Genomic DNA, 13,520 nt, shown 5'->3' with positions numbered 1-13,520 from the left:
CGTTGATAGCGTACCGATTCAGCCACTATGCGTTACTTTCCCGTTTTGTTCATTGCCCTGTTGGCTTCCTGTGGCAGCGACGCCAGCGATTCGTACGTTCCCAAACCAAAGGGTTATCCTCGAATTGATTTGCCCATTGCCCGCTACAAACCGCTGGAACCGACGCACCCGTATCAGTTCGAGTATAATCAGATTGCCCGTATTCTGCCCGATACGTTTGCCCGCTCGGAACCAGACTGGATTTTTGTCAACTATCCGGCTTTTCATGCCAGCGTTCAGCTAACCTACAAGCCCGTCCGGAACGATGTGAACCGGCTGCGCGCGATGCTGGAAGACTCGTATAAGCTGGCGGCCCGACACAACGTCAAGGCGTATTCGATTGAGCAGCGAAAGATCCGACTTAAGTCGGGGCTGGAAGCTAGCCTGATTGACCTGGCGGGGGAGGTGCCGAGCCAGGTGCAGTTCGTCACGACGGACTCAACGACAAACTTTCTACGGGGGGCATTGTATTTTAATACGGCAACCGACAACGACTCACTACAGCCGATTATCACCTACATTCGTCACGATATACTGCACCTGCTGAACACGCTGAAATGGCGTAAGAAGTAAGGCATTGACTCAACACGTATGAAATCCATTGCTACGCTCATTGCCTCGCTGTTCGTGACTGTTTCGCTGGCACAGACAAAACCGGTCACGACACCACCAGCTTCAAAGGCCACTACGACCGCCGTCAAATCGCCGGGACAGACGATTTACGAGCAGCACTGCCTGACCTGCCACCAGGCTAACGGATCGGGCGTGCCGAACCTGAACCCGCCCCTGCGCAACGTCGATTGGGTGACGGGCGATAAAACGCGGCTTATCAACGTACTGCTGAAAGGGTTGCAGGGGCAGGAAATCGATGGTGAAACCTATGATAACGTCATGCCTGCCCACGATTTCCTGACAGACCAGCAACTGGCGGATGTGCTAACCTATATCCGAAGCAGCTTTGGCAACAAGGCCAGTGAAATCAAACCGGAAGAAGTGAAGGCGTTGCGGGGGAAAAAGTAAATAGTCTTCCAACGAATCGATCGTAGTCGGGCTCATAGCAAAAAAAGATAGCTATGCGTCAGTTACTTGTGTTATTGGTGTTTCTTGGAATAGGGGCCGGTTGCCGCAAGGATGTCGAGCCGGATTGCATCCCTGGAACGGATACCTGCGCCTGCCCATACGTATTTAATCCTGTTTGTGGCTGTGACGGCCGAACCTACGCAAACGCCTGTGTCGCCCAATGCGCTGGTATTCGCTATGTAGCGGGTGCGTGTGGGAAGTAAAAAAACAGGTTTCGGGTAGCTAGCATGGATGTAGCCTGGACGTCCACGTCCGGGTGGGCGCACCAGCGGCCTGTTGGCATCCGCCTTGCGCAGTTGGCCTGACGGCCACCCGGACCTGGAGGTCCAGGCTACCCTACGTCTGTATCACTCCAACAGAAAACGGTTTGGTAATTGGGGCGTTGTTGGCGGCAGCAATGCCTTCCGACAGAATGGTGCGTGTATCGAGCGGATCGATAACCGCATCGACCCAAAGACGGGCGGCCGCATAGTAGGGCGACAGCTGGGCGTTATATTGATCCGTTATCTTTTGAAGCTGCGCCTGCTCTTCGTCAGGCGTCATGGGTTGTCCCTTCGCTTTCTGCGACGCGACCTGAATCTGAAGTAGTGTCTTAGCTGCTGAAGCGCCACTCATAACGGCCATCTGCGCCGTGGGCCAGGCCAGCATCAGCCGAGGGTCGTAAGCTTTGCCGCACATGGCGTAATTACCCGCTCCGTACGAATTACCCACCACGACTGTAAATTTCGGTACGACCGAATTGGCCATCGCACTAACCATCTTGGCACCGTCTTTAATAATACCGCCTTGCTCAGCCCGGCTGCCGACCATAAAGCCCGAAACATCCTGTAGAAACACCAGCGGAATGCGTTTTTGGTTGCAGACCATGATGAAACGAGCCGCTTTGTCGGCAGCATCGGCGTAAATGACACCCCCCATCTGCATCTCGTAGGGTCGGTCCGGCGTTCCGGGTCCGGTCCGGCCTTTCGCTTTCACAACCTTCCGTTGATTGGCTACGATTCCGACTGCCCAACCGTCGATACGACCGTAACCGCATAGCAGCGACTGCCCGTAGCCCGGCTTATATTCGTCAAATGCGGACTCATCGAGCAGACGATCGAGAATTTCGCGCATGTCGTAGGGCTTGGTCCGGTCGGCGGGTAGCAGCGTCAGTATCTCGGCCGGGTCTTTGGTGGGTGGGGCGGGCTGCACGCGGTCGAAGCCTGCTTTGTCAGCATGGCCCGTTTTCTCGAAAATACGTTTGATGGCGTCCAGGCAATTTTTATCGTCCGGGTAACGGTGGTCGATCACGCCCGAAATATCGGTATGGGTGACCGCGCCCCCCAGCGTTTCAGCATCGACGTCTTCGCCAATCGACGCCCGGACCAGATACGGACCCGCTAGAAAAATAGAACCCGTACCTTCCACGATCAGCGTTTCGTCGGACATAGCTGGCAAGTAAGCCCCGCCCGCTACGCAACTTCCCATCACGGCCGCTACCTGCAACACGCCCATTGCTGACAGGTGCGCGTTGTTGCGGAACATACGGCCGAAGTGGTCCTTGTCGGCGAACACCTCATTTTGCAGCGGCAGGTACACCCCCGCACTGTCGACCAGGTAGACAATGGGCAGGCGATTTTCCATGGCTATCTCCTGAGCCCGTAGGTTCTTCTTCGCCGTAATCGGAAACCAGGCACCGGCTTTCACCGTCGCGTCGTTGGCAACGATCACGCACTGCCGCCCGGCGATGTAGCCCATGCCGACGATGACACCGCCCGACGGACAGCCACCGTGTTCGGCGTACATATCCTCACCGGCAAACAGGCCAACCTCGACAAACGGCATGCTGTCGTCGGTCAGGTAGTCAATCCGTTCGCGGGCTGTGAGTTTGCCTTTTTTGTGCTGATCGTCAATTTTTTTTTGTCCGCCACCCAGTCGAGTCTGGGCTTCGCGGTCGTGTAGTTGCGTAATCGAATCCATTGTGTGTTCGTGATGAAGGAATAAAAAAAGCCGGCTCCCATGCGGTGAACCGGCCAATGTCAGGGTACTGTTTTGGTTTGTGTGTCTACAAGACAGGCCGTCGTTGCAAGCTAATAAACCAGAATTGCATTTTGTCTACTGATTCCTGGTCGAGTCGATGTTCGTTGTCGTGACCGTCGACGTCGTAATCGTCATGCTACCGGGCTGCGCAACGGGCGGCTTGTCCTTGTCCTTCTTGCCAAAGAGCGAAAAATGAACGTACCGCTTGGGGTTCTGACGCAGGTCGGCCAGCAGCAGGGCCATGTTCGCCGTCGTCGCGTTGACATTTTTGTACAACGCTTCGTCGGTCGTCAGCTTACCCAGTGAACCACGTCCCTGTTCGATACTACCCAGCAGCTTCTGCATGTTGTCGATCGTTTTGTTGACCGTCGTGAGCGTCTGCCGGAGTTCCAGTTTTTGCAGTGAGTCGGCGAATGAATCGGCCTTGTCGAGAATCGGGTTCAGCTTCTTTTCGGTTTCGTCGAACGAACGCGCCAGTTGGTTTACGTTCGCCAGTGCCGTCCGCAGGCCAGCCCGGTTTTCGGCAATTGTCAGATCGAGTGTACCGACGGCTCCGTTGGCGCTTGCCAGTGTTTTGTTCAGGATAATTCCCGTCTGATCGAACTGACCGACGATTTTATTCAACTGATACGTCAGCGAATCGACGTTGTTCAGTACGGGCAGCGTCCGTTCCCGAATCAGCGCCGACAGACCTGACTCACGAGCGGCTACCAGCGTACCACCGCTTTCCAGCTCTGGTCGGCCGGGGTTGATAACCAGTCGAATCAGCTTGCCGCCCAGCAGCCCATCATCGGCCAATACAGCGCGTGAACCCTGCGTAACCCGAATTTCTTTGTTCAGCTCCAGCGTCACCAGCAACTTGTTGCCCTGGTCCTGTAGAATCTCGACGCTTTTGACCTGCCCAACCGATAGCCCGTTGATACGAATCGGGTTCGACGGGGTTAGCCCGTCGACGTTATCGTAAATAGCTTTGTATGTATTGGTGGAGGAGAAAAAATCGGAGCCTTTGAGAAAGTTGAATCCGAAATAGAGCATTAGCAGCGAAACCACCGCCAGCAACCCAACTTTGATCTCTTTAGAAAATTTCATGCGTGTATGATGGTGATACCGGCCCGGAGACCGCAGCCAGACTGGCCTTTGTATAACCAAGTTGGTGGGCTATTTGTCCCGGTATATACGCAAAAAGGTGAGAGCGAGCGCTGTGCCCATCGGGCTTATGGCCGCAGACAGGGCCTTGGGACGCATTAATTGGCCGATTCGACTTCTTCCTTGTACTGCGCCAGCGCGCGATAAATGGCACCCGTAATTTCGGCTTGGCCTTCTTCTGTTATCAGGAAATCTTCTTCGGTTGGGTTGGTCAGATACCCGGTTTCGATCAGTACGCTGGGCATGGCCGTACGCCATAACACCAGGAAACCCGCCTGCTTGACGCCATTGCTCTTGCGATCGGCGTTGCGTCGGAAACTGCGCTCTACCTTTTCAGCGAAGTTGATACTGCTGCCCATGAACGCGTGCTGGTAGTTAGCCAGCATGATGTGCGCCAATGGCGAGTTCGGGTTGAAGCCTTTGTAGGTTTGCTGGTAGTTGGCTTCTTTGAGAATAACCGCGTTCTCCCGTTTGGCTACGTCCAGGTTACCCTCCGTTTTGTGCAGCCCCATCGTATACGTTTCCGTCCCGTATACCTTGTGCGAGGTCGGGCTGGCGTTGCAGTGGATCGAGATAAACAGGTCGGCGCGATTTCGGTTGGCGATGGCCGACCGTTCCGCCAGCTCAATGAACCGGTCGCCCGAACGGGTGTAAATAACCCTGACGCCGGGCATCTCTTCCCTGATACGTCGGCCAAGGGCCAGTACCAGTTCGAGAACGATGCGTTTCTCGGTTACCTTGCGACCGTGCGTACCGGGGTCCTTGCCACCATGACCCGCGTCGAGTACCACCGTCCGTAGTTTGTTTGGTACGGATTCTGTATCGGCTGGTGTGGTCTGCTGAACAATATCCTGTGGCAGACCGACCGGCAAAACGGGGCGGAACGACAGGAGCGTGAGCGCCAGAACAGAGCCGGAAGTGAGCAACAGCGTTGTTACTATTCCGGGGGACAGACCGGCTCCTGACGAGCCTGCTGCTTTAATAATATTTAACAGGACAAAACGTTTCAAGTCGATAGCAGGATAACGGATGGGCGATACCTTTGTAGACTACTGGCATCTGGCCTTGTAGCAAATATAAATTTTTTAATAAAATAGCAACAAACCGACCTTATTGTGCGGCCCAACCGAATTCCTGTGACGCTTTCTCGCCTGCTCCTCTGCCTGACCAGCCTGTGCTGGGCAGTCGGTGCGTTTGGGCAGACTAAACCAGCGTCGACAACCACGGCGGGCAAGGCAACTCCGGGGGCTATCCGTCCGATTCAACCCAAAACCGTGCTGACGCCGGGCATCGTTTCGCCCAACGTAGTATTGCCGCAGAGCCTGACCGGTCGGGTAGGGGACACTACCCGTGTTGCCAGAAAAGACAGTACCGGCGATGCCGCTTTTCAAACGACGGTCAAATATCAGGCGAAAGACTCCACCATTTACCTGGCCGACGGACAGACGGTCGAACTGTTTGGTGATGCCAGCGTTATCTACGGCGACATATCACTGAAAGCAGCGTACATCCGGCTCAATTACATTACTAACGAAGTATATGCCCGTGGCCGGTATGATTCGACGCTGAAGAAAAACATCGGCCAGCCTATCTTCCAGGATGGCGAGGGCAAATACGATACCAAAGAAATTCGCTACAACTTCAAGACAAAGAAGGGTAAGATTCAGGGGGTTATCACCCAACAGGGCGAGGGGAACATTCGCGGTGTATCGGTAAAGAAAGACGCGGAAGACAACCTTTACATCGGGAAAGCGATTTACACCACCTGTAATCTCGCAACGCCCCACTTTCACATCAACGCCAGTAAGTTAAAGGTTATCCACAACAAGCAGGTGGTGGCCGGTCCGTTTAATCTAGTTATCAGTCAGGTACCGCTCCCGATTGGTCTGCCGTTTGGCTTCTTTCCCTTTCCCAAGCGGAAAGAAATCGGCGTGTCGGGGGTGCTGGTGCCGCAATACGGTGAAGAACCAAACGGGCGCGGGTTCTACCTGCGCGATGGGGGCTATTACTGGGCCGTTAGCGAAAACCTCGGGCTGCAATTCAAAGGGCAAATTTATTCACGGGGTAGCTGGGGTCTTGGTCTGTCGTCGGCCTATAACAAGCGATACCGGTACAGCGGCTCATTCAACCTGGCCTTCAACCGCAACCGCTCCGGCGACCGGATCGACCGGACACAGCAGCCCCGCAACGACTTTTCGATTAACTGGGCGCACTCGCCGGTGCCGCGCGGGCGGGGTAGTTTCTCGGCTAACGTGAACGCCAGCAGTAACTCGTACAACCAGTTCAACTCATACACGGGTACGAATGCGTACATCTCAAACGTAGCCGCGTCGTCGGTGCAATACAGCCGGACACTCGGACAGTATGCCCGGTTTGGGGCCAACCTGCGCGTCAATCAGCAGTTCGGGCAGGTGAATCCGACGACCGGAACACGGGAAAATGGGAAAACGGATATTTCGTCGGACTTCAACTTCGGCCTAAATCAGATCGCACCGTTCGCACTCCGGGGCGGTACGGGTCGCTGGTACGAGAGTTTTCGCTTCGGCCTTGACGTCAGCGGGTCGATCTCCGTCAGCAACACCATCCGCCGGACAGTTGACACGACGGGACTAGGTTTCCCGGTTGTTACGACGAACAGCAGCGTAACCTACGTCAGTACGGTCGAGCGGGCGCTTGACAGTGCGGCACGGGCGCAGGCAATTCTGAACGGGCGGATCGTGACGGACCCCAACCTGATTGCCTTCAGCGCGCAAAACGCCCAGGCGATCTGGAACAATCGGGTGGTACAGGCTCGCTACAGTATCCCCATCACGTTGCCGAACATCAAGCTGATGCGGTACATCAACGTGACACCCGGCTTCTCGCTACAGGGTGATATTTTTACGAAAAAGCTGAATTACACGTACGTGCAGGCGCAGGATGCCGTGCGTATCGACACGGCTAAAGGATTCTTTCCGTCGTATAACTTCGCGGTCAACGCCAGCGCGAATACCCGCTTTTACGGAACGTTCTTCGTGCGGGGCAAACGAGTCGAAGCCATTCGACACACCGTAGCGCCTTCAATTTCGTTCAGTTATATTCCTGATTTTACGAATAAGGTATTTGGCTTATTTCAGACGTTGCCTGACTCGGGTTCGCTAGCTGGTTTACCTGATTACCGGCGTACATTGTCTGTGTTTCGTGGACTGGGTGGTAGCTCTGGTACGGGTAGTACGCAGTCGGCGATTATCTCGTTCGGTATTGTCAACCAGTTGGAAATGAAAGTCAGGGCGCGGGGGGGCGATTCAACGGGCTCTGACTTCAAGAAGATTCCCATCTTCGACAATATCAGCATCAACGGTAGCTATAACCTGTTGGCACCCGATTACAAACTATCACCGATTGCCGTTAGCGCCAACACGCAGATTTTCAAAAACGTCAGCTTCAACCTGTCGTCGACATTCGATCCGTACGCAACCCGGCCGTATGGCGGAACAGCTTACTATAGCCTGTTGGCAGCAACAAGCGGTTTGACGGCATTGCCACCCAACAGCTATTCCCAATACATACTGCAAGCTGCCGGTTACACAGGTAGAGAGTATGTGCGCGTACCGGAGGTGTATGCGCTACAGGCCGGACAGGGACTGATGCGGCTGACGAGTATGCAGGCGTATATCAGTACCCGGTTTGCGCCGAAACAGGCGAAGCAGAAGAAGGGGGTTGGCGGAAACGGTGTGCCGAACGTCAATGTCAACGATGCTACCGTACGGGCGATCAACCAGAACCCCGAATTGTACGTCGACTTTAACATTCCCTGGACAGTAAACGTCAGCTATACCTTCGGCCTGACGAAACTGAACCCGGAAATCTCGCAGGTCGTACAGGCCCTGACATTGACCGGCGACCTGAGTCTGACGCCTAAGTGGAAAGTAACGTTTAGTTCGGGCTACGACTTCCAGTACAAACGCCCGACGCTGACGACCATCGGTATCAACCGCGACCTGCACTGCTGGGAGATGGCTTTCAACTGGACACCATTCTCGGGTAGTAACATCCGTACCGGTAACTATTCGTTCGATCTGCGCGCCCGTTCGTCAATCCTACAGGAGCTGAAGCTAAGCCGTCGCCGGAGCTTCTACGACAACGGCGGATTCTATCGGTAGGGCTTCGGTTTACTGTTTTCAGTTTACGGTGATGCCCAACCTGACACCACTGAACAGCTATCTGTAGCAACAAGAAGCTGGCTGGAAACCTGGGCAAAAAAAGAGACGCGTAATCACGCGTCTCTACGGTAAACCTAATACTATAAACCGTAAACCATTATTGCTCCCGATTGACCGGCTCGCTCATGATGGTGTGGCCCATCTTGTCGCGCTTGGTCCGCAGGTACCGTTCATTGTGGGGATTCGACGGAATTTCGATTGGGACGGTGTCGATGATCTCCAGCCCGTACCCCATCAGACCCGCCCGCTTTTTTGGGTTGTTGGAGATCAGGCGCAGCTTACGGATACCCAGGTCACGTAGAATCTGCGCGCCGATGCCGTAGTCGCGGGCGTCCATGGGCAGGCCCAGGTCGAGGTTGGCTTCGACGGTATCTCGGCCCATTTCCTGTAGCTTGTAGGCTTTCAGCTTGTTGAGTAGCCCAATGCCGCGCCCTTCCTGGAACATGTAAACGACGACGCCCTTGCCTTCGGCTTCGACCAGCCGCATAGCCGCGTGCAGTTGAGGACCGCAGTCGCAGCGACAGGAGCCAAAAATGTCGCCTGTCACGCAGGATGAATGAACGCGAACCAATACCGGCTCATTGGGTTCCCAGGTACCTTTTACCAGCGCAAGGTGGGTATCGCCGGTATTGCTTTGCCGGTAGGCGATCAAATCAAAATGGCCCCATTCCGTTGGCATGTCGACGCCGATCTCCCGCCGAATCAGCGTTTCGGTCCGAAGCCGGTACTCAATCAGATCCTGAATGCTGACGAGTTTCATACCGAAGCGATCGGCCATGGTGCGCAGCTCAGGTAGCCGCGCCATCGTACCATCTTCGTTCAGTACTTCGATCAGTACGCCCACCGGGGCCAGCCCAGCCAGTCGCGCCAGGTCAACGGCGGCTTCGGTATGACCTGCCCGGCGAATGACACCTTCATCGACGGCCCGCAACGGGAAAATATGCCCCGGCCGACCAAGGTCGTCCGGCTTCGTGTTTGGGTCGACCAGTGCCTGAATCGTTTTGGCCCGGTCGGATGCAGAGATGCCCGTTGTGCAACCATTGCCCAACAGATCGACCGATACCGTAAAGGGCGTCGTGTGAACCGACGTGTTGCTGGTGACCATCATGTCGAGCCCCAGTTCGTCGCAGCGGTCCTGCGTCAGAGGAGCGCACATCAGGCCACGGGCCTCGCGGATCATGAAGTTGACCATCTCGGGCGTGATCATCTCGGCTGCGCAGATCATATCACCCTCGTTTTCACGGTCCTCGTCGTCAACGACAAGGACAATTTTGCCCGCCCGAATGTCGGCGATGGCGTCTTCGATCCGATCGAGTTTTATAGCCTGGGAATTTGTATCGAAATCCGGCGCACCGGGGAAACTGGTACTATTCTTGTCCATGAGTTTGGTTGATGGGGCCCCGCGTCACTATTTTTGACATTGGCGTAAAATTAACCATGGCGGTGTGGCATCGTCACTGAATTATTCAGAAAACCGTTTTCCAGAAAGATACGTTTCGCCGGGTGCGAAAATGTCGGTCCGGCCGTTTTCTGAGTGATACTCAACCGCTTTATTTAAAATCAAACGACTGGCTCAACTCTTTACCCGCTGTGCAAATTCTAGGAACGTGGCTGACTGAAAAGGGGGCAAAAATCGAGCGAATCGGCTTATTCGCTGCGCTGCTGATCGCGACAACGACGATACTGGCAACCGCGCAGAATGTGTGCATAAACCCGGTCGCGCAGGGGGGATTCACATTGGAAAAGACGCGAATTTGTCTAGGTACACCGGTTAAAATCACGGGTACGTCGGCTAATGTTAGTAATGTCGGTTACAACTACGAATACAACGGTAACGGGTTTCCAACTACCACACTGAATCAGACTACGTATTCATATACTAAACCTGGTTCGTATACGATCATTCAGGTGGGTAGTGGGGGTGGCTTATCGACGGGGACTATCGCTTGTCAACAAGTCGACGTACTACCTGTCGGGATCGTCAGAGCGACGGCGAGGTCGTGCGGCAACCGGGTTGTTACGATGTCAGCGACACTGGACGATAGTAACAACAAATACGACGCTTACCAAATAAACTGGGGCGATGGTGTTGTCCAAAGTTACACCCTGGCGCAGCTTCAGGCCCGACCGCAGCATACCTATACCGATACGCGCAACCGAACCGCTACGATTCAGGGGGTCTACAACGCCCCCGCAAGTTGCGGTAGCACCGCGTTCAGCATGTCCGTGACACCGCTGGCGACCGCCACCGCAACCACGCCCCCGGTTATCACGCAACTAAAGACAGTCGATGCTGACAACATCACGCTGACCTACCAGGCATCAAGCGCGAATACGACTGTTCAACTGCTTCAGCGGGATGGATCAGGTACGTATGTGCCCACTAGTCAGACCGGAACATCGGCGGGGACATTTTCCGTGCAGACGAATACGAAGCAGACGCAGTGTTTTCAATTGGCAAGTCAGGACGAATGCGGTACTACCGGCCCTACGTCCGAGCAGGTATGTAGCCTTGCCCTAACGGTCACTGCTTCCAGCAAGAAGAACAATCTGAGTTGGGAGCCGTATCAGGGCTCTGCGCCATTTAGATCGTATGTGATCTACCGAAACGGGTCTCCCTTTACTCGCTTTCAAACCAAGGCATCAACAACAGCAAGCGACGAGAGCGATATTCAATGTGGCGTTCAATATTGCTACACAATTGAAGCAACGCTGAATAATGCAGCCATTGGTCCGACGATCGTAACATCTGCGCCGACCTGCGTAACGGGTGTCAATGCCGAAGCACCTGACAGCTTTACAAACGTACTAGTATCAATCGAAGACGACAAACCTCGACTCATTGCCGCGCTGCCCACGGCGAGTGCAACGACGAGTTACACGATGATCGTCAGCCGGAGTAACGGAGGAGCTTTTCAGCAGATTGGTGCGTTGACAGGTAATTCGTTTGTCGATGAAGCGGCTGACCCGAATGCTGGCTCGTATTGCTATCAGGTCGCTTATCAGAATACGTGCGGGCAGGTGTCGGCACCGTCCCCTACGGTCTGTACGGTTTGGTTATCGTCAAAAGCGGCCGGCGGTATCGACTGGACCCGTGATTCGCCGTTCTCAACGGGTGAGGTAGACAATTACACGGTCGAGGTTATCAACCCCGACAATGGTACGAAGCAGGAAATCCCCGCTGGTACCAGCATTCGGTACGAGCCCGATCCAAACGATCCGGTAACGAGTGTGCAGCGGTATCGGATCATTGCTGTTTCAGCGCAGGGCGTTGTCAGCTACTCCAACTTCTACAAGCTGGTGCGACAGACTCCGCTCTTTGTGCCCGATGCGTTCTCGCCCAACGGCGATCAGGCCAACGACGTGTTTCTGGTGAAGGGGGCAACGTCCGATCAGTTCCGCCTGACCGTTTACAGCCGGTGGGGACAAGCGGTCTTCAGTTCCACGTCTATAACGCAGGGGTGGGACGGCACCATAAACGGACAACCCGCTATCGAGGGGCAGTATATGTACCGCATCGAGGTCGAAGATCCCGACGGCAATAAAACTGTTCGGACCGGGGCGGTGTTGTTACTGCGATAACCCAAAACGAACGCATGATGAATATGATGGATATGTTCGGGAAGATGAAGGAAGTTCAGTCCCGGATGAAAGATGCACAGCAGAACCTGAGCGCCGTAACCGAAACCGGTGATGCTGGTGCCGGCATGGTGAAAGTGACGGTCAACGGTTTGAAAAACGTACTCAGCATCGAAATCGACCCCGATCTAATTAAGCCTGAAGATCGTGAGATGCTACAGGATTTGATCGTAGCGGCAACCAACAAAGCTATTGGTGCGGTAGAAACAAAAGCGCGTGAACACCTGCGTCAGGCTACCGAAGGGCTACTACCCAACATTCCCGGCCTGAACCTCGACGGACTGATGTAAAGCCCGTTGGCTGGCGGAAGCCGCCGGGTTCCGTATCTTCACGGCAGAAATCATACCTGCCAACCACCTGTTTGTGGATACCCTCGCAATTGTCGTCCTGAATTATAATGGCTTATCGTTCCTGCGTCGTTTCTTACCCGCGCTGGTCGCGCAGGCCGATGGTCACCCCGTTTACATCGCCGACAATGCGTCTACTGATGCATCAGTTCCGTGGGTAAAACACCAGTTTCCGGGCGTTCGGATCATCGAAATGGGAACGAACGAAGGGTATGCGGGTGGCTACAACAACGCGCTGGAACGCGTACGGAGTGAGTACGGCGGAGCAACTTATTACGCACTGGTCAACTCCGATATCGAAGTAACTCCCCGCTGGATCGACCCGATACTACAACTACTGGAGAGCGATCCGATGATGGCGGCCTGTCAACCCAAGATTCGGGCGCAGCAGGAGCGGACCCTGTTCGAATATGCCGGTGCCGCCGGGGGTTACCTCGACTGGCTCGGCTACGCGTTCTGCCGGGGTCGTGTGTTCGACGTGCTGGAGCCGGATACCGGACAGTATGACGATAATCGACCCGTGTTCTGGGCAACGGGTGCCTGCCTGTTTGTCCGGGCAAGCGTTTTCCATGAAACCGGCGGCTTCGACACGGCTTTCTTCGCACACATGGAAGAAATCGACTGGTGCTGGCGGGTTCAGCGCCTGGGGCATTCCGTCTGGGCGTGCGGGCAGTCGGTCGTGTACCACGTTGGTGGCGGAACGCTGCACAAGTCCAACCCACAAAAAACGCTGTTGAATCACCGGAACAGCCTATACATGCTGTACAAAAACTGGCCTGCCGACGGCTGGTTCCTGGGAAAAGTGTTTGCCCGACTGGTGTTCGATGGCCTATCGTCGGTGTTGTACCTGGTGGCGGGTCAGTGGGGCGATATTCTGGCGGTGCTGAAAGCCCACGGGGCATTTTACGGGCACCTGCCTACGCTGATGAAACAACGTCGCGCGCTGAGGAAAAGCGAGAAGCGACCCGCGAAACTGTACGAACGAAGTCTGGTCTGGCAGTACTTCGGTAAGGGACACCACCGATTTAACCAGTTGGATCAGTAAGAA

Annotated in this window: 11 protein-coding genes; 7 read left to right on the top strand and 4 right to left on the bottom strand. The window is 54.9% G+C overall.

Features of this window, described 5'->3' with window-relative positions:
• Nucleotides 1-27: 27 nt before the first annotated feature.
• From gldD to CLV58_RS03310, 3 genes are read left to right on the top strand one after another with little or no spacing between them, the layout of a single operon-like run.
• Nucleotides 28-612: a gliding motility lipoprotein GldD gene (gene gldD, locus CLV58_RS03320; RefSeq protein ID WP_106136349.1), complete on the top strand. Its 585-nt coding sequence runs from the start codon at nucleotides 28-30 to the stop codon at nucleotides 610-612.
• A gap of 18 nt (nucleotides 613-630) precedes the next feature.
• A complete protein-coding gene (locus tag CLV58_RS03315; protein ID WP_106136348.1) occupies nucleotides 631-1,059 on the top strand; it encodes a c-type cytochrome in 429 nt (142 codons plus the stop codon).
• A 53-nt stretch (nucleotides 1,060-1,112) separates the two neighbouring features.
• A complete protein-coding gene (locus tag CLV58_RS03310; RefSeq protein ID WP_106136347.1) occupies nucleotides 1,113-1,322 on the top strand; it encodes a Kazal-type serine protease inhibitor family protein in 210 nt (69 codons plus the stop codon).
• 133 nt (nucleotides 1,323-1,455) lie between these two features.
• On the opposite strand, the gene CLV58_RS03305 is transcribed toward CLV58_RS03310, so the two are convergent.
• From CLV58_RS03305 to CLV58_RS03295, 3 genes are all read right to left on the bottom strand, one after another.
• Entirely contained in the window at nucleotides 1,456-3,078 is a 1,623-nt protein-coding gene (locus CLV58_RS03305) for an acyl-CoA carboxylase subunit beta (RefSeq protein ID WP_106136346.1), read from the bottom strand.
• A 135-nt stretch (nucleotides 3,079-3,213) separates the two neighbouring features.
• Nucleotides 3,214-4,227: an MlaD family protein gene (locus CLV58_RS03300; protein WP_106136345.1), complete on the bottom strand. Its 1,014-nt coding sequence runs from the start codon at nucleotides 4,225-4,227 to the stop codon at nucleotides 3,214-3,216.
• Between the two features lie 155 nt (nucleotides 4,228-4,382).
• On the bottom strand, nucleotides 4,383-5,225 hold the full coding sequence (locus CLV58_RS03295; protein WP_425443490.1) for an N-acetylmuramoyl-L-alanine amidase family protein: 843 nt from the start codon (nucleotides 5,223-5,225) through the stop codon (nucleotides 4,383-4,385).
• A 195-nt stretch (nucleotides 5,226-5,420) separates the two neighbouring features.
• Here CLV58_RS03295 and CLV58_RS03290 point away from each other — a divergent pair, with 195 nt between their 5' ends.
• Nucleotides 5,421-8,426: a putative LPS assembly protein LptD gene (locus CLV58_RS03290; RefSeq protein WP_342748894.1), complete on the top strand. Its 3,006-nt coding sequence runs from the start codon at nucleotides 5,421-5,423 to the stop codon at nucleotides 8,424-8,426.
• Nucleotides 8,427-8,583: 157 nt separating this feature from the next.
• Here CLV58_RS03290 and CLV58_RS03285 read toward each other — a convergent pair whose 3' ends face one another.
• Entirely contained in the window at nucleotides 8,584-9,867 is a 1,284-nt protein-coding gene (locus CLV58_RS03285) for a bifunctional 3,4-dihydroxy-2-butanone-4-phosphate synthase/GTP cyclohydrolase II (RefSeq protein WP_106136344.1), read from the bottom strand.
• 209 nt (nucleotides 9,868-10,076) lie between these two features.
• Here CLV58_RS03285 and CLV58_RS03280 point away from each other — a divergent pair, with 209 nt between their 5' ends.
• From CLV58_RS03280 to CLV58_RS03270, 3 genes are all read left to right on the top strand, one after another.
• A complete protein-coding gene (locus tag CLV58_RS03280; protein WP_106136343.1) occupies nucleotides 10,077-12,068 on the top strand; it encodes a T9SS type B sorting domain-containing protein in 1,992 nt (663 codons plus the stop codon).
• Between the two features lie 17 nt (nucleotides 12,069-12,085).
• Complete coding sequence (locus tag CLV58_RS03275; protein ID WP_106136342.1) at nucleotides 12,086-12,415, top strand: YbaB/EbfC family nucleoid-associated protein; 330 nt, start codon at nucleotides 12,086-12,088, stop codon at nucleotides 12,413-12,415.
• A gap of 73 nt (nucleotides 12,416-12,488) precedes the next feature.
• Nucleotides 12,489-13,517, top strand: a complete 1,029-nt coding sequence (locus tag CLV58_RS03270) for a glycosyltransferase family 2 protein (protein ID WP_106136341.1) — start codon at nucleotides 12,489-12,491, stop codon at nucleotides 13,515-13,517.
• Nucleotides 13,518-13,520 lie beyond the last annotated feature (3 nt).

The organism is Spirosoma oryzae (assembly GCF_003002825.1).
In the GTDB taxonomy this organism is placed as follows: domain Bacteria; phylum Bacteroidota; class Bacteroidia; order Cytophagales; family Spirosomataceae; genus Spirosoma; species Spirosoma oryzae.
This window is presented reverse-complemented; position numbering and strand designations above follow the sequence as displayed.

What these genes read in the sequence shown, in the direction of transcription:
- gldD (WP_106136349.1), top strand. Translation starts at nt 28, where the DNA reads ATGCGTTACTTTCCCGTTTTGTTCATTGCCCTGTTGGCTTCCTGTGGC.
- CLV58_RS03315 (WP_106136348.1), top strand. Translation starts at nt 631, where the DNA reads ATGAAATCCATTGCTACGCTCATTGCCTCGCTGTTCGTGACTGTTTCG.
- CLV58_RS03310 (WP_106136347.1), top strand. Translation starts at nt 1,113, where the DNA reads ATGCGTCAGTTACTTGTGTTATTGGTGTTTCTTGGAATAGGGGCCGGT.
- CLV58_RS03305 (WP_106136346.1), bottom strand. Translation starts at nt 3,078, where the DNA reads ATGGATTCGATTACGCAACTACACGACCGCGAAGCCCAGACTCGACTG.
- CLV58_RS03300 (WP_106136345.1), bottom strand. Translation starts at nt 4,227, where the DNA reads ATGAAATTTTCTAAAGAGATCAAAGTTGGGTTGCTGGCGGTGGTTTCG.
- CLV58_RS03285 (WP_106136344.1), bottom strand. Translation starts at nt 9,867, where the DNA reads ATGGACAAGAATAGTACCAGTTTCCCCGGTGCGCCGGATTTCGATACA.
- CLV58_RS03275 (WP_106136342.1), top strand. Translation starts at nt 12,086, where the DNA reads ATGAATATGATGGATATGTTCGGGAAGATGAAGGAAGTTCAGTCCCGG.